The organism is Vreelandella songnenensis, assembly GCF_003002925.1.
In the GTDB taxonomy this organism is placed as follows: domain Bacteria; phylum Pseudomonadota; class Gammaproteobacteria; order Pseudomonadales; family Halomonadaceae; genus Vreelandella; species Vreelandella songnenensis.
In genome coordinates this window covers 105,153-130,342 of the sequence record NZ_PVTK01000001.1, presented here as the reverse complement: position 1 = coordinate 130,342, position 25,190 = coordinate 105,153, and the positions used below count along the sequence as shown (strand labels likewise).

Sequence of the window (25,190 nt, the reverse complement as noted above, 5' to 3'; positions counted from 1 at the left end):
ATTTTGCTGCAGGTCACTGTTTAAAGACGGAAATCGGCGCCCAGATAAACCTCTCTGACTTTCTGGTTGTTCAGGATGGTTTCGGGGCTTCCGCCGGCAATGATATGCCCGTCGCCAACAATATAGGCAACGTCACAGATATCCAGCGTTTCCCGAACGTTATGGTCAGTGATCAGCACGCCGATATGGCGCTTTTTAAGTGCCCGGATAATGCTCTTGATCTCACCGACTGAAATGGGATCTACCCCGGCAAACGGCTCATCGAGCAGAATGAAGGCAGGCTCTGTGGCCAGTGAGCGGGCAATCTCGACCCGCCGCCGCTCGCCACCTGACAGGCTCATGCCCAGGTTGTCGCGAATATGGGTGATGTGAAAATCTTCCAGCAGGCTTTCCAGGCGCTGCTCGCGTCCGGCACCATCCAGCTCCTTGCGCGTTTCCAGGATAGCCATGATGTTGTCGGCCACCGAGAGCTTGCGAAAGATCGAGGCTTCCTGAGGCAGGTAGCCAATACCGGCCATGGCGCGTTCGTGCATGGGCGCGCGGGTAAGGTCCAGCTCATCGATGCTGACGGTACCAGCATCTGACTTGACCAGCCCCACGATCATGTAAAAAGAGGTCGTCTTGCCAGCGCCGTTGGGGCCCAGGAGGCCTACGACGCTGCCCTGGGCAATCTCCAGGCTGATATCCTGAACCACCCGGCGACGCTTGTAGCTCTTGGCCAGATGCTTGGCATAGAGGGTTTTAATCGGCGCTGATTCCGCAGTAGCCATCGACCGCTCCTGTTATTGCGCTGGCTGAAGTGTCATGCGAATACGCTGCGGCTCGCTGCCGCTGACATCCGAGCGTGCCTGAACCACTTCGCGATCAAGGAAGTACTCAAGGCGTCCACCGTTGAACGTGTCCCCGCCCTGAATCAGTTCGGCCTGATCGATAAGCTCGACGCGACGCTCCGCCACGTGATAGATCACCCGACGTGCCCAGCCTTCGATAGGCGTTTCCTGTCCCTGCTGCTGGTTGCGCAGGTAGGCGCGCTCGCCAGTCGCTGTCACCAGCGAGAGCTCACCGGCGTCATTGCGTTGAATTTCAACGCGCTCACCGCGAAGCTGCATCTCACCCTGACGGATATCGACATTGCCGGAATAGACCGCAGTGCCGGCGCGCTGGTCAAGGTCCAGCCGGTCGGCTTCCACTTCAACCGGGGCCTGGCTTGTCTGGGCCGCTGCCGAGAGCGGCACCGCCAGGGCGAAAAGCGCGGTGCGAAATAGAGCTTTCATAGCGACTCCTAAGGGGTCTGTGTCGCGGGCGGGTGGTGGCCGCGTACGTTATCGGTTAAGCGGACCTGGCTGGTATCCAGCCAGACGTCCATGCGCGTAGCGCTCATGCGCTGGGGCGGCTGTTGCAGCAGTGCGGGCGCCTCACTCCAGGCATGGCGCGCCAGGCCATCGTAATGCAACTCGTCAGTATCCAGCTGCCAGCCCTCGGAGGGGGCTAGAAGCCTTGCATCACCGGAAAGGGTGAGTGCCTGGGTATCGGTATTCAGCGTGCCTTCATCGGCATTGGCGAGCCACTCACGATCTTCGTTGTCGTAAAGGCTGGCCACGGGCTGGGTAGCCTCGGCCGTGGCGCGCTGGGGAATGTACACCAGCAGCGGCGATTTCAGCGACTGCTCGACCCGACCCGATTCGCCAAAAAGCGTCATTTCGGCGTTTTCCAGCACGTGGCCGGGTTCCTCAGCCTGGGCCGCTGGATCGACCGGCCGCTCATCCGTGCTGCGCGGATCAAGCCAGACCAGCAGCACCCCGAGGGCAATGACCAGCCCGGCCAGCCAGACGCGCTTTCTGATCCGCCTGAACATTACGGGCGACCGTGCAGGTAGGTGTCAAGCACCGAGCCCCAGTGGCCCTGGGCTTCAAGGAGCGTGTCACAGATTTCCCGCACCGCGCCATGCCCGCCCAGGCGATCGGTAATCCAGTCGGCGTGGCCGTGCATGTAATCTGGCGCATTGGGTACCGTGATGCCGACGCCTGCGCGCTTGATCGGCGCCAGGTCGGGCAGGTCATCGCCGCAGTAGGCGACCTGGCTCAGATCCAGATCCAGCCGCTGACAAAGCGCCTTCAGCGTGGTGAGCTTGTCCTCGCAGCCCTGGAAAACGTGAGTGATGCCTAGAGAGGCAGCACGCTGGCTGACCATTGGTGAATCGCGGCCGGTGATCAACGCCACGTGAATGCCCACTCGCTTGAGCAGCTTCAGGCCGTGCCCGTCCTGAGTGTGAAACGCCTTGATCTCGACGCCGTCGGCCTGGAAATAGAGCCGCCCATCGGTCAGTACGCCGTCAACATCAAGGGCCAGCAGGCGTACGTGGCGAATCCGGTCAAGCAAGGCAGTGGGGAGGGCCATAAAGACTCCTTGTCAGTAAGCGTATTGATAAATAAGCGTATTGATACATATAGGTCTGGCGTTCAGATAACGCCGCTGGCGAGCAGGTCGTGCATGTGGAGCGCGCCAATCGGCCGCTGCTCGTCATCCACTACCGCCAGGGCGGTAATCCGGCTATCTTCCATGATGCGTACGGCTTCGGCCGCCAGAATGTCGGGGCCGATGCGCTTGCCAGGCCGGGTCATGACATCATCCACGGCCACTTCGCGCAGGTCGTGGAACTGGTCCAGTGTACGGCGAAGGTCGCCATCGGTGTAAACCCCGGCAAGTCGGCCTTCACTGTCCACCACGCAGGTAAATCCCAGGCCCTGGCGCGTGATTTCCAGCAGGGCATCACGCAGCGGGCTGCCAAGCGCTACCTGAGGCAGCCGCGAGCCGTCATGCATCAAGTCGCGCACCCGCAGCAAGAGCCGCTTGCCCAGGCTGCCGCCGGGATGCGAAAGGGCAAAATCATCGGCGGTAAAACCGCGCGCTTCAAGCAGGGCAACGGCCAGTGCGTCCCCAAGAGCAAGTGCGGCCGTGGTCGAGCTGGTCGGGGCCAGATCAAGCGGGCAGGCTTCACGCTCGACACCGCTGTCCAGGTGCGCATCAGCATGCTTGGCAAGCGTCGATGCGGGCTTTCCGGTCATGCTGATAAGCGGCGTGCCCAGGCGCTTGAGCAGGGGCAGCAGCGCCGTTACCTCGGCGGTTTCGCCGGAGTTGGACAGCGCCAGCACCACGTCGGTGCGGGTAATCATGCCAAGATCGCCGTGGCTCGCTTCACCCGGATGAACGAAAAAGGCCGGGGTGCCGGTGCTGGCCAGGGTTGCTGCCAGTTTGCCGGCAATATGCCCCGACTTGCCCATGCCGGTCACCACTACGCGGCCCTGGCAGGCCAGCATCAATTCGCAGGCACGGTCAAAGCTCTCGTCAAGCTTGCCTTGCAGGCCGCCAATGGCCGCCTGTTCGATTTGCAGCGTGCGTAAAGCGCTTTCACGCAGGAGGCTAAGAGTGGAAGAGGGCTGGTGCATGAACATCTCGTTTTTGATTGAAACAGTTTAATTGAAGCATGGGCATTTAACGCACAAGAATACCATTTAGTGCACGTCTGTAAGCATAGCGCTTTAAAGGGTTTTCATGCGCCATTGGAACGCGCGCTCGTCTGTTAGTGCCAATCGAGTTAAGATACGATGTTCGATAATTTTTCGAAAACACTGTTTTTAAACTGTAGAATAGGCTGAAAGCCTCATCGGCACGCTCGACACAAGCGACTAGGGGAGTCGAACCACCCATGACGGATGTTCCCTTTATTGAGATACACGATGTGCACTTCTCGCGTGGGAGCCATGAGATCTTTCGCGGCATCGACATGATTATTCCGCAGGGCAAGGTTACCGCGATCATGGGCCCCAGCGGTACTGGCAAGACCACGCTGCTGAAGCTGATCGGCGGACAGCTGACGCCGGACCGGGGGCGTATTCTGGTGGACGGGCAGGATGTTCAACGGCTATCACGCAAGGCGCTGTTTGCGCTGCGCAAGCGCATGGGCATGCTGTTTCAAAGCGGCGCGCTGTTTTCGGATCTGGACGTATTTGAAAACGTGGCGTTCCCGCTACGGGTTCATACCGACCTCCCCGATGCAATGATTCGCGATCTGGTACTTTTAAAGCTTCAGGCGGTGGGGCTGCGCGGTGCGCGCCATCTTACCCCCGCCGAGCTCTCCGGCGGCATGGCAAGGCGGGTAGCCCTGGCCCGGGCCATTGCGCTGGACCCGGAGCTGATTCTTTACGATGAGCCCTTTGTTGGTCAGGACCCCATTTCCATGGGAGTGCTGGTGCAGTTGATCAAGCGGCTCAATGAGGCGCTCAAGCTGACGTCCGTGGTGGTGTCTCACGATATAAAAGAGACGCTGAGCATTGCCGACTATCTTTATCTACTGGCCGATGGTCAGGTGGTGGCGGAGGGCACGCCGGACACGCTGAATGCCAACCAGGACCCGCGGGTAAGCCAGTTTGTACACGGTGAGCCCGATGGGCCGGTGCCGTTTCACTATCCCGCCGAGACGCTATACAGCGATATTCTTGGCGCTACCGCGACAAGGGCCAGGTAATGCAGTCGAAATTTGAACAAGGCGTTGTCGGCCGTATCGTGAGGCTTGGGCGCAAAGGGTGTGATGTCATGGAAGCCCTGGGCCGGGCCGGGCTTTTTCTGGGCCAATCGGTGGTAGGTGTGCCTTCCCGTGAAGGGTGGTACCTGTGGCTACGTCAGATGCACTTTGTCGGGGTGCTGTCGCTTGCCATCGTGATTGTGTCGGGGCTATTCATCGGCATGGTGCTGGCGCTGCAGGGTTATACGATTCTGGTCGATTTTGGCGCTGAGCAGGCGCTTGGGCAGATGGTGGCGCTGTCGCTTTTACGCGAACTGGCGCCGGTAGTGGCGGCTCTTCTGTTTGCAGGACGGGCGGGCTCTGCGCTGACGGCAGAAATTGGCCTGATGAAGGCCACCGAGCAATTGACCAGCATGGAAATGATTGGCGTTGACCCGCTGCGCCGGGTGATCGCGCCCAGGCTATGGGCCGGCTTCGTCGCCCTGCCGATACTGACCGTGGGCTTTAGCGTGGTAGGTATCTGGGGGGGATATCTGGTGGGTGTTCAATGGCTAGGCGTCTTTGAGGGCTCTTACTGGAGCAACATGCAGGCCAGCGTCTCCTTCATGAACGATGTGGGTAACGGCATGATCAAGAGCCTGGTCTTTGCGATCGTCGTGACCTGGATCGCGGTTTTCCAGGGCTATGATCTGGTGCCTACGTCAGAAGGCATTTCGCGCGCTACCACGCGCACAGTCGTGTATTCGTCGCTTGCGGTACTGGGGCTTGATTTTGTACTAACCGCCGTGATGTTCGGTGGTCTTTAAGGGTGGAGTGATTTCATGAAGCGCAGTAAAACCGTGGAGTTTGGCGTGGGCCTGTTCATGCTGGCGGGTATCATTGGTCTTGTGTTCCTAGGGCTTCGTGTGAGCGGCATGAGTCTGAGCGCCCCTTCTGAAACGTTCCGCCTTGATGCCAATTTTGCCAACATCGGCGGCTTGAGGCCTCGTGCCCGCGTCACCATGGCCGGGGTGACGGTCGGGCGCGTGGAGTCCATCGATCTGGATACCGAGTGGTATGACGCCAAAGTCACGCTACGCTTGGATAATGATCTGGAGGGCCAGCTTTCAAGAGATACTACCGCCGCCATCCTGACTGCCGGCCTGCTCGGTGAGCAGTATATCGGTCTGAGTATCGGCGGTGACCCTGAAGTGCTGGGTGATGGCGATACCATTCGTGATACGCAGTCGGCGCTGGTGCTGGAAGAACTTATCCAGCAATTTGTGTCCAACATGGCAACCAACTAATCACTAACCACTAACCGCTTTTTCGAGGTAAGCACGATGCGTAAGATGACCGCTTTGAAATTCCCCTGGCTGGTGGCTCTGCTGGCGCTGGCAATGGCTCTCCCTTTACAGGCCCAGGCGCAATCCCAGAGTCCTGAAGCGATGATCCGTGAGAACGTCGACTCCCTCATGGGCGAAATTGAAGGCAAGCGCGACTATTACTCCAGCAACATTGATGAGCTGGAAGCGCTGGTCAACGAAAGCCTGGATGACGTGGCGGACTTTCGTTACATCGGCGCAAGCGTCATGGGCAGCTACTTCCGTAATGCAACCCCCGAGCAGCGTAGCCGCTTTGCCGATGTATTCCGCCAGACCTTGATTGATACCTATACCCGCGGCCTGGTTACCTTCGACTATCAGGATCTGCGCGTGCTGGATACCCAGCGCAGCCAGCGCTATGACGATCAGGCAAGCGTGGATATGGAAGTGGTGGCCAGCAACGGCCAGGTATACCCGGTAAGCTACAGCCTGCGTCTTGCGGATAACCAGTGGCGCGTTGTCAACGTGATCGTCAACGGCATCAACCTGGGCCTTACCTTCCGCAACCAGTTTGACCAGGCCATGCGTCAAAACAACCGCGATTACGATGCCGTCATTCGTGGCTGGGCGCCGGAAATTGGCGTTGAAGAGCTGGAGCAGGGGGGCGATGCGTGACACGCCTACTGTCACAGCCTCTAGCCACGCTTGATGTCGAGCAGAGCACGCTGCGTGTGACTGGCGATGTAGGCATGACCGCGGCGGCCGAACTGGCCGCCGCCGGTGCGAAGTGGCTTGAAACCGGCGGTGAAAAGGCCGTCGGGTTCGATTTCAGCGGCGTCGAAAAGGCCAGCAGCGCTGTCATGAGCGTACTCTTTGAATGGCTGCGTACCTGCAAGCGCCACCACATCGAGGTGAGCGCTATCACTCTCTCTGCTCCGCTTGAGCGTCTGGCTGCTCTCTCCGAGCTTGATGCCCTGATCCATTCGCCGGCCCTCACCGAGTAGGGTCGGCGCCCTTGGCATCGCCAAGCGTGCCGCTTTTCTTTATCATGTTGCCTCATTGTTATCATTTACCACGACGTCGAAGGAGTTTCCTGTCTCATGCAACCCAATGAGGTAAAAGCACTGCTTGAATCCCGTATCGATGGGTGTGAATTTCATATACAGGGTGAGGGCTGTAATTTTCAGGTGATTGCAGTCGGTGAAGCCTTTGAAGGTCTCTCTCCGGTAAAGCGTCAGCAGCTAGTGTATTCAGCACTGAGTGATGAAATTGCCTCGGGCGCGCTGCACGCTATTAGCATCAAAACCTTCACTCCGGCGCAGTGGTCCTCCGCGCCGGAAAACGCCCAGTAACGGCGGCCTCATGGATAAGTTAATCATTACCGGCAACGGGTCGGTAGACGGTGAAGTGTGGGTGAGCGGCGCCAAGAATGCGGCTTTGCCGATACTGTGCGCCACGCTGCTGGCCGATGGCCCGGTGGTCATCGGCAACCTGCCGCATCTTCAGGACATCACCACCACGCTTGAGCTGCTCGGGCGCATGGGGGTGGAGCCGGTGATGGGCGAGAAGCTGAGTATCCAGCTGGATGGCTCTCAGGTAACCCGCTGTCACGCGCCTTACGAGCTGGTCAAGAAGATGCGCGCCTCCATTCTGGTGCTTGGCCCTCTGCTTGCCCACTTTGGCGAGGCGGACGTCTCGCTGCCCGGCGGCTGCGCCATCGGTTCGCGGCCGGTCGATCTGCATATTCGTGGCCTGGAAGCCATGGGAGCAGAGATTCGCGTGGAAAGCGGCTACATTCGCGCCCGTGTGGACGGCCGCCTGAAAGGCGCCACGATCTTCTTTGATACGGTCACGGTTACCGGCACCGAGAACCTGCTGATGGCCGCTACTCTGGCCGACGGCAAGACGATTCTCGAAAATGCCGCGCGTGAGCCCGAGATTGTCGATCTCGCCGAGTGCCTGATCAAGATGGGCGCCAATATCCGCGGGCATGGCACCGATACCATCGTGATTGAAGGTGTCGAGAAGCTTCACGGCTGCCATCACGACGTCATGCCGGACCGTATCGAGACCGGGACCTTTCTGGTAGCGGCGGCCATGACCGGCGGCCGGGTCAAGGTCAAGCGCACGCGCGCCGACATACTCGAAGCCGTACTTGCCAAGCTTGAAGAGGCGGGTGCCGAGATCACCAGCGGCGACGACTGGATTGCTCTGGACATGCACGGTAAACGGCCCAAGGCGGTCAATATTCGTACCGCGCCTTACCCCGCATTCCCGACCGACATGCAAGCCCAGTTTGTTGCCATGAACGCCGTGGCCGAAGGTCATTCACGGGTGGTGGAAACTATCTTCGAGAACCGCTTCATGCATGTGCAGGAGCTCAACCGCATGGGGGCCGATATCGCTCTTGAAGGCAATACCGCGCTGATCAAGGGCGTGGAGAAGCTTTCCGGCGCGCCGGTGATGGCAACCGATCTGCGTGCGTCCGCTTCGCTGGTGATTGCCGCCATGATGGCGGAAGGCGAAACGCTGGTCGACCGCATCTATCACATTGACCGTGGCTACGAGTGTATCGAAGAGAAATTGCAGCTGCTGGGCGCGCGTATTCGCCGTATTCCCGGCTAAGCCATACTATTAACCGTTGGCCAATACAATGAGTAAGCAACTGATTCTCGCCCTCTCCAAGGGGCGTATTCTGGACGAAACGCTGCCGCTGCTCGCGGACGCCGGTATTACGCCGGCGGAGGATCTAGGCAAGAGCCGCAAGCTTCTGTTCGACACCAATCTGGCGGATGTGAAGCTGGTGGTCATTCGTGCAACCGACGTGCCGACCTATGTTCAGCTAGGCGCCGCTGACCTGGGAATTGCCGGCAAGGACGTACTGCTCGAACACGGTGCCGAGGGGCTTTACGAGCCCCTGGATCTCGACATTGCCCGCTGCAAGCTGATGACCGCCGGGGTAACCGGCCAGCAGCCAGCGCTGGCCCGCCGCCGTGTAGCCACCAAGTTCGTCAATATTGCCAGGCGCTACTACGCCGAGCAGGGCATTCAGGCTGAAGTCATCAAGCTTTACGGGGCCATGGAGCTTGCGCCCTTGATGAACCTGGCCGACGAGATTGTCGATATTGTGGATACCGGCAATACGCTGCGGGCCAACGGTATGGAGCCGCGCGAATTGATTGCTCATATCAGCACTCGTCTGGTCGTCAACAAGGCGGCCATGACCATGAAGCACGAGCGTATCAAGCCGCTTTTGGCCCGTCTGGACAGCGCAGTGAAAAAACGCCAAGCACTGCTTACGCAATGATGCGGGAGTCTTTATGAGCACCATGTCTTCTTCAACGGGGGCTTCGTCAAAAAAGGCTTTGCCCACGATTGCCCGTCTCTCGACGCGTGATGCCACTTTCGAGCAGCGCCTGAACGCGTTGCTGGACTGGGAGGGCGTTTCGGATAACGCCGTGCAGACACGGGTCGATGAAATTCTGGCCGACGTCAAACAGCGTGGCGACGCCGCGGTGATCGATGCGACCAACCGCTTTGACCGTCTTTCGGTTGATTCCATGCAGGCGCTGTGCCTGACCCCTGAGCGCCTCAAGCAAGCGTTTGAGAATCTGCCCGGCGAGCAGCGCGAGGCGCTTGCCAGTGCAGCAGAGCGTATCAGGCTTTACCACGAGCGTCAGAAGCCCGGCTCCTGGCAGTACGAAGAAGCCGACGGTACGGTGCTGGGACAGAAGGTGACGCCACTTGATCGCGCGGGTATCTACGTGCCCGGCGGCAAGGCGGCCTATCCTTCCTCCGTACTGATGAATGCCATTCCGGCGCACGTGGCGGGTGTGCGCGAAATCGTCATGGTGGTGCCCACCCCGGATGGCGTGGTCAACGAGCTGGTGCTGGCGGCCGCGCACCTGGCAGGGGTGGATCATGTGTTCACCATCGGCGGCGCTCAGGCAATTGCCGCCATGGCCTACGGCACGCAGACGGTGCCGCGGGTGGACAAGATCGTGGGGCCTGGCAATATCTATGTGGCCACCGCCAAGCGGGCCGTGTTTGGTCAGGTGGGGATCGACATGATCGCCGGGCCTTCCGAGATTCTGGTGGTCTCCGATGGCCGCACGGATCCTGACTGGCTCGCCATGGATCTTTTCTCCCAGGCAGAGCATGACGAAGATGCCCAGGCCATTCTCGTGAGCTGGGATATTGAGCATCTGAACGCGGTGCAGGAGGCCATCGAGCGCCTGTTGCCGACCCTCGAGCGTGAAGCGATCGTGCGCGAATCGCTTGGTCAGCGCGGTGCGCTGATTCTTTGTGAAGACAAGGTAGACGCGATCAGCCTGATCAATCGGATTGCCCCGGAGCATCTTGAACTCTCGGTGGATGCCCCGGAAAGCTGGCTGGATGACGTGCGTCATGCCGGGGCTATCTTCATGGGCCGCTACACTGCCGAGGCGCTGGGGGATTACTGCGCGGGACCCAATCACGTCCTGCCGACGTCGGGCACGGCGCGCTTCTCGTCCCCGCTGGGGGTGTACGACTTTCAGAAGCGCTCCTCGATCATCAACTGCTCGCGTGAAGGCGCGTCAACGCTTGGCAAGGTCGCCTCTGTACTGGCCCGCGGCGAGTCGCTGACCGCCCACGCGCGGTCAGCCGAGTACCGTATCGAAAAGTAAACGCTCAGGCGGGCGTCACGAATCCTTCGGACGCTCGCCGGCCGGCGCATTGTCCATCACCGGGCGCTCGCCCACTTCAAGCGTAACGTCCATTCGCTCGCCGCTACGCACAATGGTGAGCGGAAGGGAGGTGCCGGGTGGGATCGAGGCAATATTGCTCATGGTGGCGCGGGCATCCAGTACCGCCTGGCCATCGATAGAGAGCAGAATGTCTCCGGGTTCCAGGCCGGCATTGTCCGCTGGCCCACCGCTGACCACGCCTGCCACGATCACGCCCTGGGGAGTGCGCAGCCCAAACGACGCGGCAAGCTCTCTGGAGAGCGCCTGCGCTTCAATGCCCAGCCACCCGCGAATTACCCGCCCTTGAGTGACCAGTTCATCGAGAATGCTATGGGCCAGGTTGGCAGGAATGGCAAAGCCGATGCCTTGCGAGCCCCCGGAGCGCGAAAAGATGGCGGTATTGATACCTACCAGGGCGCCGTCGGGATTCACCAGCGCGCCGCCCGAGTTGCCGGGATTGATCGCCGCATCGGTCTGAATGAAGTCTTCGTAGGCGTTCAGGCCAAGATGGCTGCGGCCGGTGGCGCTGATGATACCCATGGTCACGGTCTGGCCGACGCCAAACGGGTTACCGATCGCCAGGGCGACATCGCCCACGGCCACGTCGGCGGAATCCGTCATCTCGATGACCGGGAGGTCATCCAGGCTGATGCGCAGCACCGCCAAATCGCTTTCGGGGTCGGTGCCGATCACTTCAGCAAGGGTCTCGCGGCCGTCGCGCAGCGCCACCTGAATTTCATCGGCGCCGTTGATCACGTGGTGGTTGGTCAGCACATAGCCGTCGTGGCTGACGATAACCCCTGAACCCAGGCTCGACAGCATGCGCTGATGCGTGGTGGCGTCGTCACCGTTGAAGAACTGCTGGAAAAAAGGATCCGACATCAATGGGTGCTGGTCGCGTTCGACAATGCGCGACGAGTAGATGTTGACTACGGCGGGCGCAGCCTGGCTGACGGCGTTGGCGTAACTCGCCGGCCCCTGATCACGTGATAGCGGTGCGGCCTGGCGAATTTCCGGTGCAGGGCGGCTGCTGGCCTGCTCGCTGGCCGTTACCAGTGGCGAGGCCGGAGGCGGTGTCTGTGCCGGGGGAGCGCTTGAAAACGGATTGGACAGCCTGTCTGGAAAGATGAAAAGCAGCAGGGCAGCCAATAGCACCCCGGTCAAAACGGGCCATAAATAGGGCAGCACGAAGCGGTGCATGCAAGTGTTCCTCAGCGGGTGGCAATCTTGGGAAACGTGAGGTTCGCGATAACACGAAACGAGTTTTACTATGGCATTATGGTAACACTTTATAGCCTTGTTCCTCACGACCCCCGGCGAATCATTAAAGGAGTCTTTGTGACCCATCGCGATCAGATAGTTGCCGCCTGCGATCACCAGCTGCGATCAGCCACTTTCAAGGATTACACCGTCAACGGCTTGCAGGTGGAAGGCCGCGAGCAGGTAAAGCGCGTACTGAGCGGCGTGACGGCGAACCAGGCACTGCTTGATGAGGCGGTGGCCTGGCAAGCCGATCTGGTGCTGGTTCATCACGGTTACTTCTGGAAAAACGAGCCGGTTGCCATCACCGGGATGAAACATCGGCGTATCAAGACGCTGATCAATCACGATATCAACCTGCTGGCGTACCACCTGCCGCTGGATGCGCACAGCGAAATGGGCAATAACGCCGAACTCGCTCGCCGCTTGGGCTGGAAGGTAGAGGGTTGCCTGGACGGTGAGCTGGGCGAGGGCTTGCTCTGGTCTGGGCGTCTGCCTCAAGTGCAAAGCCTGGCCGCCCTCGGCGAACAGATCGGCAGCACCTTGCAGCGGGCGCCGCTGTTGATTGAAGCCCCGGGCGTTGGCGATATCGAGCGGATTGCCTGGTGTACTGGCGGGGCGCAGGACATGATTACTCAAGCCTTTGAGGCGGGGGCGCAGGCATTTGTTTCCGGTGAGATCTCCGAGCGCACCACGCATCTGGCCCGTGAGCTGGGAATTCACTACATCGCCGCTGGACATCACGCTACAGAGCGCTATGGCGTTCAGGCGCTGGGCGAATGGCTGGCCGATGAGTACGCGATCGAGCATCGCTTTGTAGATATAGATAACCCCGCCTGACCTGAAGGCGGCGGGGTTCAACGCCGCTTACGCTAAATCTAGTGCCTAGTAGCGGGGCGGCTGTGGGGCGGTGGTGCTCTCTTTCAAGCCGAAATTTTCCGACAGCGTGCCGTTCTTCCCGTCAGCGTAGTCACGAGGGGTTGCCGGGGCGCTCTCGTTTTCCGGCAAGGATGCACCTGATGTAGCGGGCTGGGCTGGCATCTGGCGCTCCTTCAGAGCCGCTGGAGTGTTGCTGCCCAGGTGCCACTCCTGCACCTCCTCGGTAATCTGCTTCTCTAGCTGGTCGGCTTCGGCACGGATGCTGTCCAGGCGCTCGAAAACGCCGGTCAGATGACCGCCCATGCCTTTCTTCAGTTCAGCAATCTGGTGTTCTCGTTCCAAAAGCGTTTGGCGTAGGGAGGCGTTGTGACGCTCTCCTTTACTAAACAAACGATAGCATCCCAAACCGATGACGAAGCCGATAAGTATGCCAATAATGGCAAAGGTATAAGGCGAGCTTGCTTCCACAGTTTTCTCCCTGACACTTGGTGCGCCCCGTTACCCTTGAGTTAACGGTTTGCGAACGAAACAAGCTTCATTATAGGCGTCGATTAGTTGGTTAGGTCAATCCAACCATGCGCTTAGCGTGTGCGAAGCGTATAATCTTCTTTTTTTGAAAGGCGCTTGGCCGCCTCGTCAACGCCGCGCAATACGCTTTGGAGCAAGCAAATGTCAGCTACTTCTGCAGGCCAAAAGGTGAGTCAGACATCGCGGCCAACCCCCATGGAGCGCTACCGTGCCGACCTCGCACGGGAAGATTTTCAGCACGATGCGGCTCAAGAAACGGCGGTCAAGCACCTGCAGCGTCTTTATGATGATTTGATCAAGACGCCGACTACCGTACCCAAGGCGGTCATTGCCAGCGGTGGGTTCAAGGCCAGAATGGCCGGGCTGTTTGGTAAATCCTCCTCGCAAGGCGAGCCTGCGCTGCCTCAGGTGCAGGGGCTCTATTTCTGGGGCGGGGTGGGGCGCGGCAAGACTTATCTGGTGGACACCTTTTTTGAGTCGCTGCCGTTTCCTGAAAAGATGCGTACTCACTTTCACCGTTTCATGCAGCGGGTGCATAACGAGCTGACTCACTATAAAGGTGAGAAGAACCCGCTTACCCTGATTGCCGGCAAGTTTGCCTCTGAAGCCCGGGTGATCTGCTTTGACGAATTTTTCGTCAAGGACATTACCGATGCCATGATTCTGGCCACTCTGTTTGAGGCGCTGTTCGAGCGGGGGGTGGTGTTGGTGGCTACCTCGAATATCGTGCCAGATGATCTATACAAGGATGGCCTGCAGCGGGCACGCTTTCTTCCCGCCATCGATCTGGTCAAGCGCCACTGCGAGGTGGTCAACGTCGATTCCGGCGTCGACTACCGGCTGCGTGCGCTCGAGCGTGCAGAGATATTCCACTCGCCGCTGGATGAATCAGCCGAGCAGGAGCTTTCGCGCAGCTTTCGCGAGATTGCCGGTAACGAGGGCGAAACCGACGCGCCGCTTGAAATCAATCATCGTGTGCTGAAGACGCGCCGTCTGCATGAGAACGTTGCCTGGTTCGAGTTTCTTGAGCTATGCGACGGGCCGCGCAGCCAGAATGACTATATCGAGCTTGCGCGAGGCTTCAACACCGTGCTGGTCTCCAATGTCAAACGCATGCGAGGGCTGCAGGACGACCAGGCGCGCCGCTTCATCAATATGGTCGATGAGTTCTACGACCGCGGGGTGAAGCTTCTCATGTCTGCCGAAGTGCCGGTAGAGGAGCTTTACAGTGACGGCAAGCTCACGTTCGAATTTCAGCGTACGCTGTCGCGCCTTCAGGAGATGCAGTCCCGGGAGTATCTGGCCTTGCCGCACAAGCCCTGAGCAGGCCCGTCAGCCCAGGATAAGAAAAAGCGTCAAAGGGCTTAACTTGTTCGAGGGCTTGCTGTAGAATGCCGCCTCGCTACATGTTGTCGGGTTGGTCCGGCAACCAAAAAAAATAGGGACGGCGCTTCACCGCCTGGCGGTGTGAGTTGCCCAACACACTTAATCTGGTGATTTCATCCATGAAGACGTTCAGTGCTAAGCCGCAGTCCGTCCAGCGCGACTGGTATGTTGTCGACGCTACGGACAAAACGCTCGGTCGTCTGGCAACCGAGATTGCTCGCCGCCTGCGTGGCAAGCATAAGCCCGAATTTACTCCTCACGTTGATACCGGCGACTACATCGTTGTCATCAACGCTGAAAAAGTCCAAGTGACTGGCAACAAGGCGAAGGCTAAGACCTACTATCGCCACACCGGTTACCCGGGCGGCCTGCGCTCCATGACATTCGACAAGATGCTTGATCATGCGCCCGAGCGCATCATCGAGTTCGCCGTTAAGGGCATGTTGCCGAAAGGTCCGTTGGGTCGCGCCATGTACTCCAAGTTAAAAGTGTACGCCGGTGCCGAGCATCCGCATGCTGCTCAACAGCCGCTTGAACTGAACATCTGAGGAAATCTTCGCCATGACACAGCAGTATTACGGTACCGGGCGCCGCAAGACTTCCACCGCTCGCGTGTTTATGAAGCCGGGCTCTGGCAAAATTACTGTCAACGACAAGGACCTCGACCTGTACTTCGGTCGTGTGACCGGTCGTATGGTGGTTCGTCAGCCGCTAGAGCTGACTGAAACCCTGAGCCAGTTCGACATCTTTGTTACTGTCGCTGGTGGCGGCGGTTCTTCACAGGCTGGCGCCATTCGTCACGGCATCACTCGTGCCCTGATGAACTACAACGAAGACCTGCGTCCCACGCTGCGTGCCGCTGGCTACGTAACGCGTGATGCGCGTCAAGTTGAGCGTAAGAAAGTCGGCCTGCGCAAAGCACGTCGTCGTCCGCAGTTCTCCAAGCGTTAATTTTTCAACGCGATGCGGCAAAACGCCCAGGCCACCGGCCTGGGCGTTTTTTTATTGTACTTTCCAAAGTATTTTGAATAGCAGTAAGCGGGCAGGGCGAGCTGACGTGCTGTTCAAAGTGCTTTGAAAACGGCGGTTCACTTGATATAGCGCATCAGCAAACCTATGACCGGATGCTATCATGGATGCGGCGTTTTCTTGGATGGGAGAGGTTCTGCATGGCTGATCACGGCATTAACAAGGCTCGGCGCCGCTTCCTTGTTGGGGCTACTTCCGTCATTGGTGCGGTAGGCGTAGTGGGAGCGGCCGTGCCTTTTGTCGCCGCAGGGAAGCCAAGTGCGCGGGCGCGCGCTGCCGGTGCGCCGGTTCAGGCCGATATATCCAAGCTACGCCCGGGTCAGCGGATGACGGTTGAGTGGCGGGGCAGGCCCGTATGGATCATCCGTCGAACGCCGGAAATGATTGCGCGTATCCAGGCGCTTTCCCCCGCCGCGCTGGCCGACCCCGATTCCCGTCAGCCGCAGCAGCCAGCCTACGCTCAGGGCAAGCTTCGTTCGCGCAGGCCCGATATTGGTGTCCTGGTTGGCCTGTGTACCCACTTTGGCTGTTCGCCTTTATATCGGCCGGAACCCGATGCCGCCGAGCCCAAGGGCGATGACTGGCCCGGCGGTTTTTATTGCCCGTGTCACAGTTCGCGCTTTGATCTTGCAGGGCGCGTGTATACCAATATGCCGGCGCCGACCAACCTCGAGGTGCCGCCGTATCGTTTTCTGAGCGATGCGATTATCGAAGTAGGTGAAGACGGGGAGCTTGGCTGATGGCAGCGCCGAAGCGGGAAGAAAACCAGGGCTGGATGGATAGGCGCTTTCCGGCACGCAGGCTATGGCAAGATCATCTGGCCAATTACTATGTGCCCAAAAATCTGAATGTCTGGTACCTGTTTGGCTCTCTGGCGTTATTGATGCTGGTCAATCAGGTGCTCACCGGGATCTGGCTCACCATGAGTTACGACCCTTCGGCCGAGGGAGCATTTGCTTCCATTCAGTACATCATGCGTGACGTAGAGTGGGGGTGGTTGATTCGCCACCTGCATACCACAGGCGCATCGGCGCTATTTATCGTCATGTACCTGCACATGTTTCGCGGGCTTCTCTACGGCTCCTACAAGGCGCCTCGGGAGCTTGTGTGGATATTCGGCATGGCGCTTTATCTGGTGTTGATGGCGGAAGCCTTCATGGGATATCTGCTTCCCTGGGGGCAGATGTCCTACTGGGGCGCGCAGGTCATTACCTCGCTGTTTTCGGCTATTCCCGGTATCGGCCCTGGCCTTGCCGAGTGGGTGCGCGGTGACTACCTGGTATCTGGCGTCACCTTGAACCGCTTTTTTGCCCTGCATGTCATCGCGCTGCCGCTGGTGATTCTGCTGCTGGTGGTGCTGCATATCGTGGCGCTGCATGAGGTGGGGTCGAACAATCCAGAAGGTATCGAGATCCGCGAGCATACCGATGCCGAAGGCAGGCCGTTGGATGGTATTGCGTTTCACCCTTACTATACGCTCAAGGATTTAGTGGGTGTGGCAGTCTTTCTGTTCGTGTTCTGCGGCGTAGTCTTCTATTTTCCTGAAGGGGGCGGCTTCTTCATCGAAGCGCCGAATTACGCGCCGGCCGACCCGTTCACCACGCCCGAGCATATCGCGCCGGTGTGGTACTTCACGCCTTTTTACGCCATCTTGCGCGCCGTCAACTTTTCTCTTCTGGGGCTGGATGCGCGCTTTCTGGGCGTTGTGTTCATGGCGGGTGCCATTGCCGTACTGTTTGTCTTGCCCTGGCTTGATCGTAGCCCGGCCCGCTCCATGCGCTACAAGGGTTGGGCGTCAAAAGCCATGCTCGGGCTTTTCGTTGTAAGTTTCGTGGCGCTGGGTGTGTTGGGTATACTGCCATCGACGCCTGTTCGCACGCATTTGGCGCAGCTGTTTACCGCGACCTACTTTGCCTATTTCCTGCTGATGCCATTTTATACCCGCTGGGAGAAGACCAGGCCCGTGCCTGAAAGGGTGGTTGGCCGATGAAGCGTTGGATGCTGGTGCTCTGGCTTTTGTTGATGCCTTTGGTGGCGCTGGGGAGCGATGCGCGCTCGGTATCGCCGGACCTGAACGATAAGGCGTCGCTTCAGCGTGGGCTTAAATTTTATGTGAATTACTGCCTTGGCTGCCACACGCTTGAGTACCAGCGATATTCGCGCACAGCGGCAGATCTGGATATTCCTCAAGCGCTTATGGAAGAGCACCTCGTGTTCTCTTCGGCGCAGGCGTTCGATGACCCTATGGTCAATGCGCTGAAGGAGGAGGAGGCGCAGCAGTGGTGGGGCGTCCGCCCGCCGGACTTGACGCTTGCCACCAAGCATCGCGGCGTTGATTGGGTTTACGCCTATCTGCTGGGGTTTTATGAAGACCCAAGCCGGCCGCTTGGGGTCAACAATATCCTTGTCGAGTCGGTGGCCATGCCCAATGTGCTCGAGCCTCTTCAGGGTGTTCAGGTGATGGGCTGCCCGCAGGGTGCCTCTCGGGTGCTGAGCAGGCCCGAGGAGTGCCGTGAACTTGCATTGGCGCGCCCAGGCTTGCTGTCACCCGCCGAGTTTGAGCAGGCAGTCTTCGATATTACCAATTTTCTAGCCTATGTCAGCGAGCCCTCCAGGCTGAAGGCGCAGGGTGTGGCGCCTGGGGTGATGATATTTGTGTTTGTCTTTGGCGTGATGGCGTATCTGCTTAAACGTGAATACTGGCGGGATGTGCGTTAGTCCGGTGGTGATGAAACAAGCGGTAACCCTAAAACAGGCTGCCTTACCATAAGGTAGCTTTGGCGTGTTATTATCCATAATTGTTTTGATGCGAGGATGCTTTCATGGGTGTTGTGGCCAAGCGGTCGTCGATGATTTTTTACTCTGGTAGTGATGATCATTTCAGTCATCGTGTGCGCATTGTTCTGGCTGAGAAGGGGGTCGCTGTTGATATCGTTGATGTGAACGAGGAGCAGCCGCCGGAAGATCTGGCAGACCTCAACCCGTATAACAGCGTACCGACGCTGCTGGATCGTGATCTGGTGCTGTATGAATCCAAGGTCATGATGGAGTACCTGGATGAGCGTTTCCCGCATCCGCCGTTGCTGCCCGTTTACCCGGTCGCCCGGGCGCAGAGTCGTCTGTGGATGCACCGGATCGAGCGTGAGTGGTGCCCCATGGTGGATCTGATTCGCAGCGGTGGGAAGAAAGAGGCAGAGAAGGCGCGAAAAGAGCTGCGTGAAAGCCTGATCGGTATCTCGCCCATCTTTGAAGATATGCCTTTCTTCATGAGCGAAGAGTTTACGCTCGTGGACTGCTGTCTTGCGCCTATCCTCTGGCGCTTGCCGGAGCTTAATATCGAGCTGCCCGAAAAGCAGGTCAAGCCGCTTTTGAGCTACATGTCGCGGGTATTTGAGCGCGAAGCGTTCAAGGCGTCCCTGAACGAGCGTGAAAAAGAGATGCGTGCTTGAATTTACCTGACCCTGCCCTGGTGGCGGGGTCTAACTTGTCAGGAGGAGGGAGTCTTATGAAATCGAGTCGCCCCTATCTCGCCCGAGCGCTCTACGAGTGGTTGCTGGATAACGAATTGACGCCCTATCTGGTCGTGGATGCGACTCAGCCGGGAGTAGAAGTACCGCGCCAGTTTGTTCAGAACGGTCAGATTGTGCTGAACGTGGCGCCGACGGCCGTGCGCGATCTGTTCATGGAAAACCAGGCGATTGGTTTCAACGCGCGCTTTGGTGGTCAGCCCATGCAGGTGATGGTGCCAATACCGGCCTTGATTGCCATCTACGCTCGCGAAAATGGCGTGGGGATGGTATTTGGTCACGAGCCGGAACTCAGTGAAGAAGGCGATGACGAGGAGCTCTTTGAAGAGGTGAGTGATACACCTTCAAAGCCCGAGCTCTCGGTGACCGAGCCGGTGCCTGACGAGGAGTTGGGTGATGAGGCCAAGGCACCCAAGACCGCATCGAAATCGAAGAAAAAGCCTACGCTCCGCGTCGTCAAGTAACTCGGTGGCCAGCACGGCGCGCATTAAAAAACCTCGCACGGTAACGTGCGAGGTTTTTTTTACGGCGATTGATCGATCAATCGATATATTCAAACACCTTTACGATGCGCTGAATGCCGCCTACCGAAGAGGCGGCATTGACGATGCGGTCGGCTTCTTCGTGAGTGACCATGCCCATCAGGTAAACGCTGGCGTTTTCAGTGGTGACCTTGAGCTTCGATGAATCGATGCGGTCATTGGTGGCAAGTGTGCTGACCACGTTGGTGGTGAGCCAGGTATCGGTCAGGCGCTGGCTGGCCGGGAGTCGAGCGGCAATGGTCAGCTCGTTATGCACCTGATTGACGCCGCGCAGGTTGCGGGCCACATCGCCTGCCTTGGTGCGCAGCTCTTCACTCGGCACCTGGCCAACCAGCAGTAGCGCGCCATTGTAGCTGTGGGCGCGAATGCGGGCATCACCCAGGCGGGCGTCAGCGCGATCAAGGGCGCGCTCGGCTTCACGCTCGATGGTGGCATCCACTGCCTGAACATCGTCGCTGCGCTGGCCGTAATTGGAAGGGTTGGAGGCGGTGTTGGTTGCACAGCCGCTGATTAGCGCAGCGGTAAACAGCGTAGCCGCCACAAGCTTGCGAGAAGAAAAGCGCAGGGCCATGGTGAATGACTCCTTATCCGGTAAAAAGTAAAGACGCGTCTGCTTGATCAGGCGGCGCCAAACAGCTGTTCATCAATAAGATCGCACAGGCAGTGAATGACCAAAAGATGGACTTCCTGGATTCTGGCGGTCGAGGTGGCCGGCACACGAATTTCACAGTCGTCCTGGCCTAGCAGGGAGGCCATGTTACCGCCATCGCGTCCGGTCAGGGCAACTACCGTCATTTCACGGTCGTGAGCGGCTTGAATGGCCTGCACGATGTTGGCCGAGTTGCCGCTGGTCGAGATCGCCAGCAGTATGTCGCCCGGCTGTCCCAGCGCGCGGATCTGCTTGGAAAACACTTCATTGTAGCTGTAGTCGTTGGCAATCGAGGTCAGCGTCGAGGTGTCGGTGGTCAAGGCAAGCGCTGGGAGGCTTGGCCGCTCGCGCTCGAACCGGTTGAGCAGCTCCGATGAAAAGTGCTGGCTGTCGCCGGCACTACCGCCATTGCCGCAGGCAAGGATCTTGCCTTCGCTGACCAGGCACTGAACCATCATCTGGCTGGCAACTTCAATGAACGGTGGCAGTACTTCGCTGGCGTAGGTCTTGGTGTCAATGCTTGCGTTGAAGTGGTCGAGAATGCGTGCTTGAAAGTCCATCAGGGCTTCCTGGTTGAAATAGAATCAATAGGCGTCAAAAGCCGCTTTCTCCCACTGGAAGACGAGATCAGGCGGCGTGCCGGTAATGGCAAGAATATCAAAGCGGCAGGGAGATGTAAGGCCGTATCTTCCAATATACAGCGTGGCGGCTCGCACCAGGCGCTTTCGCTTCGTAGGTGTGACGGTTTCCAGCGGGTGGCCGTACTGGGTGGTCACGCGGTGTTTGACTTCGACAAACACCAGCGTTGCCCCGTCACGCATTACCAGGTCAAGCTCGCCACCTTTTACGTGGTGGTTCTGGGTGACGAGCATCAATCCTTGCGCTTGCAGCCACCTTGCAGCTAGCTGCTCGATGGCTGCGCCGCGCTTGCGTGCTGTCTGGGCGTTATTCGTCACTGTCACTCTGGCCGGGGATCAGAATGGGGGTCGGCGTACCGTTCTGGAATTTGGCCCAGGGCAGTTCGCGGTAGATGCGACCATCGCCGGTCAGGTAGAGCGTCCCGGTGCTGCCGCGCATGCCGTCAAGCGAGGCAATGTCGGACAGGTGCGTGGCGATTTCGTAGGCATCTACGCCCATGGCCATGAGGCGGAACATGGAGGCGTCGGACTCTTCGCGCAGGCGCTGGTAAGTGGGGTAGAACGGCAATACCTCTTCACCACCCACGGCGGCATCCGGGATCTGCCAGGGAATATCTACGAACATGACATCGTTGAGGTCCTGGTCGCGACGGGTCTGCAGTCGGCCTTCATGCAGATGCGAGGTCGCGTAGATCGGCAGGTTGGGCGCGTAGTAGTAATCCATGGTGGGCGGTACCTGACGCGCGTAGTCAGGCAGGGCCAGCAGGAAGAGCGCATCGATATTGCCTAGCTGTGCACGCTCGCCACTCACGTTCAGGGCCGTCTTGACGGCGTTGGAAACCGAGCTTTCGGGGTTGTAGCGTACGGCGTTGGTAATCTCGCCGCCCTGACGGTGCCACTCGTTCCAGAACGCTTCGCCTACACGGCGACCCCAGTCGTTGTCAGGTACCATCATCGACATCTGGCGATGGCCGTCCTGATAGGCGCGGCGTGCGGCCTGGCGGGCTTCATCTTCTGCAGAGAGGCCGTACTGGAACAGACGTGCGGCGTTGTTCTGCTCACTGCTGCCGTAATTGAGCGCAAGCGTGGGCAGCGGTACGCTGTCGCGCTGCTCGAGCTGGGTTACCTGGTCCTTGGCCAGCGGGCCAATGATCAACTGGGCATTCATCTGCTCGGCGCGCTGGTAAAGCTCATCCATGGAGTACTGAGAGGCGTCCAGGAAGCTTAGCTCCACGTTATCGCCGCTGACTTCATGGTGGCGGCGCATGGCGGTGGCCAGTGTGTTGGCCACGCTGCTGAGCGGGCCGGATTCCGGCAGGGCAACGACGATGCGGCGTATTTCCTGGCCTTCCAGGCTTGGCAGCGCCAGAAGCTCCGGGTCGCCTTCGTTCAAGGCATTACGCGCCCAGCGCTGGCGCTCTTCCAGCGTTTCGCGCTGGTCGTCCTGCATGGGCAGGTCATCGTTCAACACCTGGGTTGCTCGCAGCACGGCGCGAGGGTCGTCCATGGCGCGTGCAAGCTCCGAGAACAACAGCGCCCAGCGAACGCGGTCGGCTTCGGAGAGAAGCGCAACGTCGATATTGCCTGCCGCTTCGAAAGCGTTATCCCGCTGGCCTTGCTGGGCCAGGATGCTGGCAGCTTCCAGGCGTGTCTTGGCGGCTTGATCCGGGGCCTGCTGCTCTGCCTGGCTCAGCAGGCGGCCGGCATCGCGGTCATCGGCGCGGTCGACCACGCTGGGCGACTGCATCGCACAGCCGGTTATCAGAAGTGCTGTGAGGGCAGTGGCGAATACGCCACGCAGAGAGTGTTTCATGTATCCTTCCTTAGTTTTCATTTGCGCTGTCGCCGCTGGTCAGCGTTTCGTTGTCCTGGCACAAGCATAGCGCACCGTCAGAGCAAGCCATTAACAAATCGGGAGTCACGATGACACACCATAATCCGGGCACATTGTACGTGGTTGCCACCCCAATTGGGAATTTGGACGATCTCACGCCGCGTGCAGCCCGGGTATTAGCCGAAGTATCGCGCATTGCCGCCGAAGATACGCGCCATAGCGGGCGTCTTCTGGCCCATCTAGGGGTCAGTACGCCGATGCTTTCGCTGCATGAGCATAACGAGGCACGCCGTGTGGATACTCTGGATGGCTACCTGGCCGCAGGCGAGAGTATCGCACTGATCAGCGATGCCGGCACGCCGCTGATCAGCGACCCGGGCTTCGTGCTGGTGCGCGAGCTTCGCGCGCGCGGGCGCCATATCGTACCGATCCCCGGCGCCTGTGCGCTGATCGCGGCGCTCTCGGGTGCGGGGCTTCCCACTGATCGGTTCGTCTTTGGCGGCTTTCTGCCGGCCAAGCCCGGCGCGCGGCGCCAGGTGCTGGAAGACTGGAGCACGCGGGAAGAGACGCTGGTGTTCTACGAATCTCCGCACCGCATCATGCATACCCTTGACGCCCTGAAAGAGAGTTTCCCCGAGCGCGCGGTGGTGCTGGCCCGGGAGCTCACCAAGACCTTTGAAACATTTTTACAGGGCACGCCCGAGGCGCTTATCACCCAGCTGACGGAAGATCCCAACCAGGCGCGCGGGGAATTCGTGGTCATGGTCGCTGGCGCGCCGCCGGTCACCGAGCGCGAGCATCAGGATATAAGTGCCGATGAGCTGATGAAAACGCTGCTGGATGAAGGGGTGGGTGTCAAGCAGGGCGCGGCGATAGTGGCCCGAATGCTGGGTGGGCGCAAGCAGGAGTGGTACGCGCGGCTGCAAGCAATTAAAACCGAGCATTGAGGCAAAGCAAGGGCGCTGGTATGCTTGCCGCCGGAGTTGGCCAGACAGTCGCCGCTTGCCCATCTTTGGATGGGCGAGGGGAGGAAAGTCCGGGCTCCATAGGGCAGAGTGCCAGGTAACGCCTGGGCGGCGTAAGCCGACGGAAAGTGCAGCAGAGAGTAGACCGCCTAAGCCCCTTGAAATAAACCTCAAAGGGCCGGTAAGGGTGAAAGGGTGCGGTAAGAGCGCACCGCGCGCCTGGCAACAGTGCGTGGCATGGTAAACCCCACTCGGAGCAAGACCAAATAGGGACCCAATGGCGTGGCCCGCGCTGGGTCCGGGTAGGTTGCTTGAGCGCTTTGGTGACAACGCGCCTAGAGGAATGACTGTCCACGACAGAACCCGGCTTATCGGCCGACTCCCCATTTCCATGAAGGGGCTCGCATCAGCGCGCCCCTCTAATTTTTGTGTGAGAGTACCATGCCTTCTCCTGACGCTGACCAGGTCGTTTCCCCGTTTCACCACACCAGCGTATTACTGGAAGGGGCTGTCGATACCCTTGTACACGACAAAAGCGGCATCTACCTGGACGGCACCTTTGGCCGGGGCGGTCATTCGCGGCTGATTCTTTCCCGCCTGGATGAGCAAGGCCAGTTGATGGCCATGGACCGTGACCCTCAGGCGATTGCAGCCTCGGCTGGCATCGACGACGCCCGTTTTCAGATTACCCAGCGTGAATTTGCCCATCTGGCAGACTACGCCCGCGAGCAGGGTGTCTACGGCAAGCTTTCCGGCGTGCTGCTGGATGTCGGCGTCTCCTCTCCGCAGTTGGATGATCCCGAGCGCGGTTTCAGCTTCATGCGCAACGGCCCGCTGGATATGCGCATGGACCCGACGCAGGGCGAAAGCGCGGCGGAATTTCTGGCCCGTGCCAAAGAGGCCGATATTGCTCACGTCTTCAAGGCCTACGGTGAAGAGCGCTATGCCAAACGCCTGGCGCGTGCAGTGGTCGAGCGGCGCGCAGAAACACCATTTACCCATACGGTGGACCTGGCCGAGGTGTTGAAAGCCGCGCACCCCGCCTGGGAAAAAGGCCGTCATCCGGCAACCAAGGCGTTCCAGGGACTACGAATTTACCTCAACGGCGAACTTGATCAGCTTGACGCTGCCTTAGACGCAGCGCTTGAGGCGCTGGCGCCCGGCGGTCATCTGGTGATCATCAGCTTTCACTCCCTGGAAGACCGGCGCGTAAAACGCTTTATTCGTCACCACGTGCGCGGCGATACCCATCTTCCCCGCGGTGTGCCCATTCGTGATGATCAGTTAAACCGTCGTCTTGAGGCCCTGGGCAAAGGCGTACGTCCAAGTGATGAAGAGGTGGCTGGCAACCCGCGGGCGCGGAGCGCCGTTATGCGAGCTGCCCGTAAACGGGTATAACC

31 protein-coding genes and 1 other RNA gene are annotated in these 25,190 nt (G+C 59.2%); 21 read left to right on the top strand and 11 right to left on the bottom strand.

Going from position 1 to position 25,190, the window contains the following annotated elements:
• Nucleotides 1–20 precede the first annotated feature (20 nt).
• From lptB to B0H98_RS00615, 5 genes are all read right to left on the bottom strand, one after another.
• Nucleotides 21–770 carry an LPS export ABC transporter ATP-binding protein gene (lptB, locus tag B0H98_RS00635; RefSeq protein WP_244182939.1) on the bottom strand — a complete coding sequence of 250 codons (750 nt, stop codon included), beginning with the start codon at nt 768–770 and terminating at the stop codon, nt 21–23.
• A gap of 12 nt (nt 771–782) precedes the next feature.
• Nucleotides 783–1,274, bottom strand: coding sequence for a lipopolysaccharide transport periplasmic protein LptA (gene lptA, locus B0H98_RS00630; protein ID WP_106373142.1), 492 nt, complete (start codon nt 1,272–1,274; stop codon nt 783–785).
• Between the two features lie 8 nt (nt 1,275–1,282).
• Nucleotides 1,283–1,855 carry an LPS export ABC transporter periplasmic protein LptC gene (gene lptC / locus B0H98_RS00625; RefSeq protein WP_106373141.1) on the bottom strand — a complete coding sequence of 191 codons (573 nt, stop codon included), beginning with the start codon at nt 1,853–1,855 and terminating at the stop codon, nt 1,283–1,285.
• A complete protein-coding gene (locus tag B0H98_RS00620) occupies nt 1,855–2,397 on the bottom strand; it encodes a KdsC family phosphatase (RefSeq protein WP_106373140.1) in 543 nt (180 codons plus the stop codon). Before B0H98_RS00620 ends, lptC begins: the two co-directional genes overlap by 1 nt.
• A gap of 62 nt (nt 2,398–2,459) precedes the next feature.
• The gene (locus B0H98_RS00615; protein WP_106373139.1) at nt 2,460–3,446 is read right to left on the bottom strand and encodes a KpsF/GutQ family sugar-phosphate isomerase; all 987 of its coding nucleotides are present in this window, start codon (nt 3,444–3,446) and stop codon (nt 2,460–2,462) included.
• 260 nt (nt 3,447–3,706) lie between these two features.
• Here B0H98_RS00615 and B0H98_RS00610 point away from each other — a divergent pair, with 260 nt between their 5' ends.
• The 9 genes from B0H98_RS00610 (at nt 3,707) to hisD (ending at nt 10,493) form a co-directional block, all read left to right on the top strand.
• On the top strand, nt 3,707–4,525 hold the full coding sequence (locus B0H98_RS00610; protein WP_106373138.1) for an ABC transporter ATP-binding protein: 819 nt from the start codon (nt 3,707–3,709) through the stop codon (nt 4,523–4,525).
• The gene (gene mlaE, locus B0H98_RS00605; RefSeq protein ID WP_106373137.1) at nt 4,525–5,328 is read left to right on the top strand and encodes a lipid asymmetry maintenance ABC transporter permease subunit MlaE; all 804 of its coding nucleotides are present in this window, start codon (nt 4,525–4,527) and stop codon (nt 5,326–5,328) included. Before B0H98_RS00610 ends, mlaE begins: the two co-directional genes overlap by 1 nt.
• Before the next feature lie 15 nt (nt 5,329–5,343).
• Entirely contained in the window at nt 5,344–5,808 is a 465-nt protein-coding gene (mlaD, locus tag B0H98_RS00600) for an outer membrane lipid asymmetry maintenance protein MlaD (protein ID WP_106373136.1), read from the top strand.
• A 36-nt stretch (nt 5,809–5,844) separates the two neighbouring features.
• Complete coding sequence (locus B0H98_RS00595) at nt 5,845–6,501, top strand: MlaC/ttg2D family ABC transporter substrate-binding protein (protein WP_106373135.1); 657 nt, start codon at nt 5,845–5,847, stop codon at nt 6,499–6,501.
• Entirely contained in the window at nt 6,498–6,830 is a 333-nt protein-coding gene (locus B0H98_RS00590) for an STAS domain-containing protein (RefSeq protein WP_106373134.1), read from the top strand. The genes B0H98_RS00595 and B0H98_RS00590 overlap by 4 nt, the downstream gene beginning before the upstream one ends.
• A gap of 96 nt (nt 6,831–6,926) precedes the next feature.
• Nucleotides 6,927–7,178, top strand: a complete 252-nt coding sequence (locus tag B0H98_RS00585) for a BolA family protein (protein ID WP_106373133.1) — start codon at nt 6,927–6,929, stop codon at nt 7,176–7,178.
• Nucleotides 7,179–7,188: 10 nt separating this feature from the next.
• On the top strand, nt 7,189–8,451 hold the full coding sequence (gene murA / locus B0H98_RS00580) for a UDP-N-acetylglucosamine 1-carboxyvinyltransferase (protein WP_106373132.1): 1,263 nt from the start codon (nt 7,189–7,191) through the stop codon (nt 8,449–8,451).
• Nucleotides 8,452–8,479: 28 nt separating this feature from the next.
• Nucleotides 8,480–9,133, top strand: coding sequence for an ATP phosphoribosyltransferase (gene hisG, locus B0H98_RS00575; RefSeq protein ID WP_106373131.1), 654 nt, complete (start codon nt 8,480–8,482; stop codon nt 9,131–9,133).
• 13 nt (nt 9,134–9,146) lie between these two features.
• Nucleotides 9,147–10,493, top strand: coding sequence for a histidinol dehydrogenase (gene hisD / locus B0H98_RS00570; RefSeq protein ID WP_106373130.1), 1,347 nt, complete (start codon nt 9,147–9,149; stop codon nt 10,491–10,493).
• A 15-nt stretch (nt 10,494–10,508) separates the two neighbouring features.
• On the opposite strand, the gene B0H98_RS00565 is transcribed toward hisD, so the two are convergent.
• On the bottom strand, nt 10,509–11,753 hold the full coding sequence (locus B0H98_RS00565) for a Do family serine endopeptidase (RefSeq protein WP_106373129.1): 1,245 nt from the start codon (nt 11,751–11,753) through the stop codon (nt 10,509–10,511).
• A 138-nt stretch (nt 11,754–11,891) separates the two neighbouring features.
• Between B0H98_RS00565 and B0H98_RS00560 the strand changes: the two genes are divergently transcribed.
• A complete protein-coding gene (locus tag B0H98_RS00560) occupies nt 11,892–12,653 on the top strand; it encodes a Nif3-like dinuclear metal center hexameric protein (protein WP_106373128.1) in 762 nt (253 codons plus the stop codon).
• 45 nt (nt 12,654–12,698) lie between these two features.
• Here B0H98_RS00560 and B0H98_RS00555 read toward each other — a convergent pair whose 3' ends face one another.
• Nucleotides 12,699–13,160, bottom strand: a complete 462-nt coding sequence (locus tag B0H98_RS00555) for a ZapG family protein (RefSeq protein ID WP_106373127.1) — start codon at nt 13,158–13,160, stop codon at nt 12,699–12,701.
• Between the two features lie 201 nt (nt 13,161–13,361).
• Between B0H98_RS00555 and zapE the strand changes: the two genes are divergently transcribed.
• The 8 genes from zapE to B0H98_RS00515 all read left to right on the top strand — a co-directional run bounded on the left by zapE (nt 13,362) and on the right by B0H98_RS00515 (nt 19,626).
• Nucleotides 13,362–14,543 (top strand): cell division protein ZapE, encoded by a 1,182-nt coding sequence (gene zapE / locus B0H98_RS00550; RefSeq protein ID WP_106373126.1) that lies wholly within the window; start codon nt 13,362–13,364, stop codon nt 14,541–14,543.
• Between the two features lie 182 nt (nt 14,544–14,725).
• Complete coding sequence (rplM, locus tag B0H98_RS00545) at nt 14,726–15,154, top strand: 50S ribosomal protein L13 (protein WP_106373125.1); 429 nt, start codon at nt 14,726–14,728, stop codon at nt 15,152–15,154.
• 13 nt (nt 15,155–15,167) lie between these two features.
• Nucleotides 15,168–15,557: a 30S ribosomal protein S9 gene (gene rpsI / locus B0H98_RS00540; protein ID WP_106373124.1), complete on the top strand. Its 390-nt coding sequence runs from the start codon at nt 15,168–15,170 to the stop codon at nt 15,555–15,557.
• A 218-nt stretch (nt 15,558–15,775) separates the two neighbouring features.
• Nucleotides 15,776–16,375 (top strand): ubiquinol-cytochrome c reductase iron-sulfur subunit, encoded by a 600-nt coding sequence (petA, locus tag B0H98_RS00535; protein ID WP_106373123.1) that lies wholly within the window; start codon nt 15,776–15,778, stop codon nt 16,373–16,375.
• Nucleotides 16,375–17,625, top strand: a complete 1,251-nt coding sequence (locus tag B0H98_RS00530; protein WP_106373122.1) for a cytochrome b — start codon at nt 16,375–16,377, stop codon at nt 17,623–17,625. The genes petA and B0H98_RS00530 overlap by 1 nt, the downstream gene beginning before the upstream one ends.
• Nucleotides 17,622–18,353 carry a cytochrome c1 gene (locus B0H98_RS00525; RefSeq protein WP_106373121.1) on the top strand — a complete coding sequence of 244 codons (732 nt, stop codon included), beginning with the start codon at nt 17,622–17,624 and terminating at the stop codon, nt 18,351–18,353. The genes B0H98_RS00530 and B0H98_RS00525 overlap by 4 nt, the downstream gene beginning before the upstream one ends.
• Before the next feature lie 104 nt (nt 18,354–18,457).
• The gene (sspA, locus tag B0H98_RS00520) at nt 18,458–19,084 is read left to right on the top strand and encodes a stringent starvation protein SspA (protein ID WP_106373120.1); all 627 of its coding nucleotides are present in this window, start codon (nt 18,458–18,460) and stop codon (nt 19,082–19,084) included.
• A gap of 56 nt (nt 19,085–19,140) precedes the next feature.
• Nucleotides 19,141–19,626, top strand: coding sequence for a ClpXP protease specificity-enhancing factor (locus B0H98_RS00515; RefSeq protein ID WP_106373119.1), 486 nt, complete (start codon nt 19,141–19,143; stop codon nt 19,624–19,626).
• A 76-nt stretch (nt 19,627–19,702) separates the two neighbouring features.
• On the opposite strand, the gene B0H98_RS00510 is transcribed toward B0H98_RS00515, so the two are convergent.
• The 4 genes from B0H98_RS00510 to B0H98_RS00495 are packed head-to-tail and all read right to left on the bottom strand — an operon-like array spanning nt 19,703 to nt 22,804.
• A complete protein-coding gene (locus B0H98_RS00510) occupies nt 19,703–20,275 on the bottom strand; it encodes a BON domain-containing protein (RefSeq protein WP_106373118.1) in 573 nt (190 codons plus the stop codon).
• A 47-nt stretch (nt 20,276–20,322) separates the two neighbouring features.
• A complete protein-coding gene (locus B0H98_RS00505; RefSeq protein WP_106373117.1) occupies nt 20,323–20,913 on the bottom strand; it encodes a phosphoheptose isomerase in 591 nt (196 codons plus the stop codon).
• A gap of 24 nt (nt 20,914–20,937) precedes the next feature.
• Nucleotides 20,938–21,309, bottom strand: coding sequence for a YraN family protein (locus B0H98_RS00500; RefSeq protein ID WP_106373116.1), 372 nt, complete (start codon nt 21,307–21,309; stop codon nt 20,938–20,940).
• Nucleotides 21,299–22,804, bottom strand: coding sequence for a penicillin-binding protein activator (locus B0H98_RS00495; protein ID WP_106373115.1), 1,506 nt, complete (start codon nt 22,802–22,804; stop codon nt 21,299–21,301). Before B0H98_RS00495 ends, B0H98_RS00500 begins: the two co-directional genes overlap by 11 nt.
• A 110-nt stretch (nt 22,805–22,914) precedes the next feature.
• Here B0H98_RS00495 and rsmI point away from each other — a divergent pair, with 110 nt between their 5' ends.
• The 3 genes from rsmI to rsmH all read left to right on the top strand — a co-directional run bounded on the left by rsmI (nt 22,915) and on the right by rsmH (nt 25,188).
• Entirely contained in the window at nt 22,915–23,772 is an 858-nt protein-coding gene (gene rsmI / locus B0H98_RS00490; RefSeq protein WP_106373114.1) for a 16S rRNA (cytidine(1402)-2'-O)-methyltransferase, read from the top strand.
• 32 nt (nt 23,773–23,804) lie between these two features.
• Nucleotides 23,805–24,177, top strand: an RNA gene (gene rnpB / locus B0H98_RS00485) — RNase P RNA component class A.
• A 54-nt stretch (nt 24,178–24,231) separates the two neighbouring features.
• Nucleotides 24,232–25,188, top strand: a complete 957-nt coding sequence (rsmH, locus tag B0H98_RS00480; RefSeq protein WP_106373113.1) for a 16S rRNA (cytosine(1402)-N(4))-methyltransferase RsmH — start codon at nt 24,232–24,234, stop codon at nt 25,186–25,188.
• Nucleotides 25,189–25,190: the final 2 nt, after the last annotated feature.

Bases quoted from the DNA above. Each gene is read 5' to 3' on its own strand.
- lptB (WP_244182939.1), bottom strand. From the start codon at position 770: ATGGCTACTGCGGAATCAGCGCCGATTAAAACCCTCTATGCCAAGCAT.
- lptA (WP_106373142.1), bottom strand. From the start codon at position 1,274: ATGAAAGCTCTATTTCGCACCGCGCTTTTCGCCCTGGCGGTGCCGCTC.
- lptC (WP_106373141.1), bottom strand. From the start codon at position 1,855: ATGTTCAGGCGGATCAGAAAGCGCGTCTGGCTGGCCGGGCTGGTCATT.
- B0H98_RS00620 (WP_106373140.1), bottom strand. From the start codon at position 2,397: ATGGCCCTCCCCACTGCCTTGCTTGACCGGATTCGCCACGTACGCCTG.
- B0H98_RS00615 (WP_106373139.1), bottom strand. From the start codon at position 3,446: ATGCACCAGCCCTCTTCCACTCTTAGCCTCCTGCGTGAAAGCGCTTTA.
- B0H98_RS00610 (WP_106373138.1), top strand. From the start codon at position 3,707: ATGACGGATGTTCCCTTTATTGAGATACACGATGTGCACTTCTCGCGT.
- mlaE (WP_106373137.1), top strand. From the start codon at position 4,525: ATGCAGTCGAAATTTGAACAAGGCGTTGTCGGCCGTATCGTGAGGCTT.
- mlaD (WP_106373136.1), top strand. From the start codon at position 5,344: ATGAAGCGCAGTAAAACCGTGGAGTTTGGCGTGGGCCTGTTCATGCTG.
- B0H98_RS00595 (WP_106373135.1), top strand. From the start codon at position 5,845: ATGCGTAAGATGACCGCTTTGAAATTCCCCTGGCTGGTGGCTCTGCTG.
- B0H98_RS00585 (WP_106373133.1), top strand. From the start codon at position 6,927: ATGCAACCCAATGAGGTAAAAGCACTGCTTGAATCCCGTATCGATGGG.
- murA (WP_106373132.1), top strand. From the start codon at position 7,189: ATGGATAAGTTAATCATTACCGGCAACGGGTCGGTAGACGGTGAAGTG.
- hisG (WP_106373131.1), top strand. From the start codon at position 8,480: ATGAGTAAGCAACTGATTCTCGCCCTCTCCAAGGGGCGTATTCTGGAC.
- hisD (WP_106373130.1), top strand. From the start codon at position 9,147: ATGAGCACCATGTCTTCTTCAACGGGGGCTTCGTCAAAAAAGGCTTTG.
- B0H98_RS00565 (WP_106373129.1), bottom strand. From the start codon at position 11,753: ATGCACCGCTTCGTGCTGCCCTATTTATGGCCCGTTTTGACCGGGGTG.
- zapE (WP_106373126.1), top strand. From the start codon at position 13,362: ATGTCAGCTACTTCTGCAGGCCAAAAGGTGAGTCAGACATCGCGGCCA.
- rplM (WP_106373125.1), top strand. From the start codon at position 14,726: ATGAAGACGTTCAGTGCTAAGCCGCAGTCCGTCCAGCGCGACTGGTAT.
- rpsI (WP_106373124.1), top strand. From the start codon at position 15,168: ATGACACAGCAGTATTACGGTACCGGGCGCCGCAAGACTTCCACCGCT.
- petA (WP_106373123.1), top strand. From the start codon at position 15,776: ATGGCTGATCACGGCATTAACAAGGCTCGGCGCCGCTTCCTTGTTGGG.
- B0H98_RS00530 (WP_106373122.1), top strand. From the start codon at position 16,375: ATGGCAGCGCCGAAGCGGGAAGAAAACCAGGGCTGGATGGATAGGCGC.
- B0H98_RS00525 (WP_106373121.1), top strand. From the start codon at position 17,622: ATGAAGCGTTGGATGCTGGTGCTCTGGCTTTTGTTGATGCCTTTGGTG.
- sspA (WP_106373120.1), top strand. From the start codon at position 18,458: ATGGGTGTTGTGGCCAAGCGGTCGTCGATGATTTTTTACTCTGGTAGT.
- B0H98_RS00515 (WP_106373119.1), top strand. From the start codon at position 19,141: ATGAAATCGAGTCGCCCCTATCTCGCCCGAGCGCTCTACGAGTGGTTG.
- B0H98_RS00510 (WP_106373118.1), bottom strand. From the start codon at position 20,275: ATGGCCCTGCGCTTTTCTTCTCGCAAGCTTGTGGCGGCTACGCTGTTT.
- B0H98_RS00505 (WP_106373117.1), bottom strand. From the start codon at position 20,913: ATGGACTTTCAAGCACGCATTCTCGACCACTTCAACGCAAGCATTGAC.
- B0H98_RS00495 (WP_106373115.1), bottom strand. From the start codon at position 22,804: ATGAAACACTCTCTGCGTGGCGTATTCGCCACTGCCCTCACAGCACTT.
- rsmI (WP_106373114.1), top strand. From the start codon at position 22,915: ATGACACACCATAATCCGGGCACATTGTACGTGGTTGCCACCCCAATT.
- rsmH (WP_106373113.1), top strand. From the start codon at position 24,232: ATGCCTTCTCCTGACGCTGACCAGGTCGTTTCCCCGTTTCACCACACC.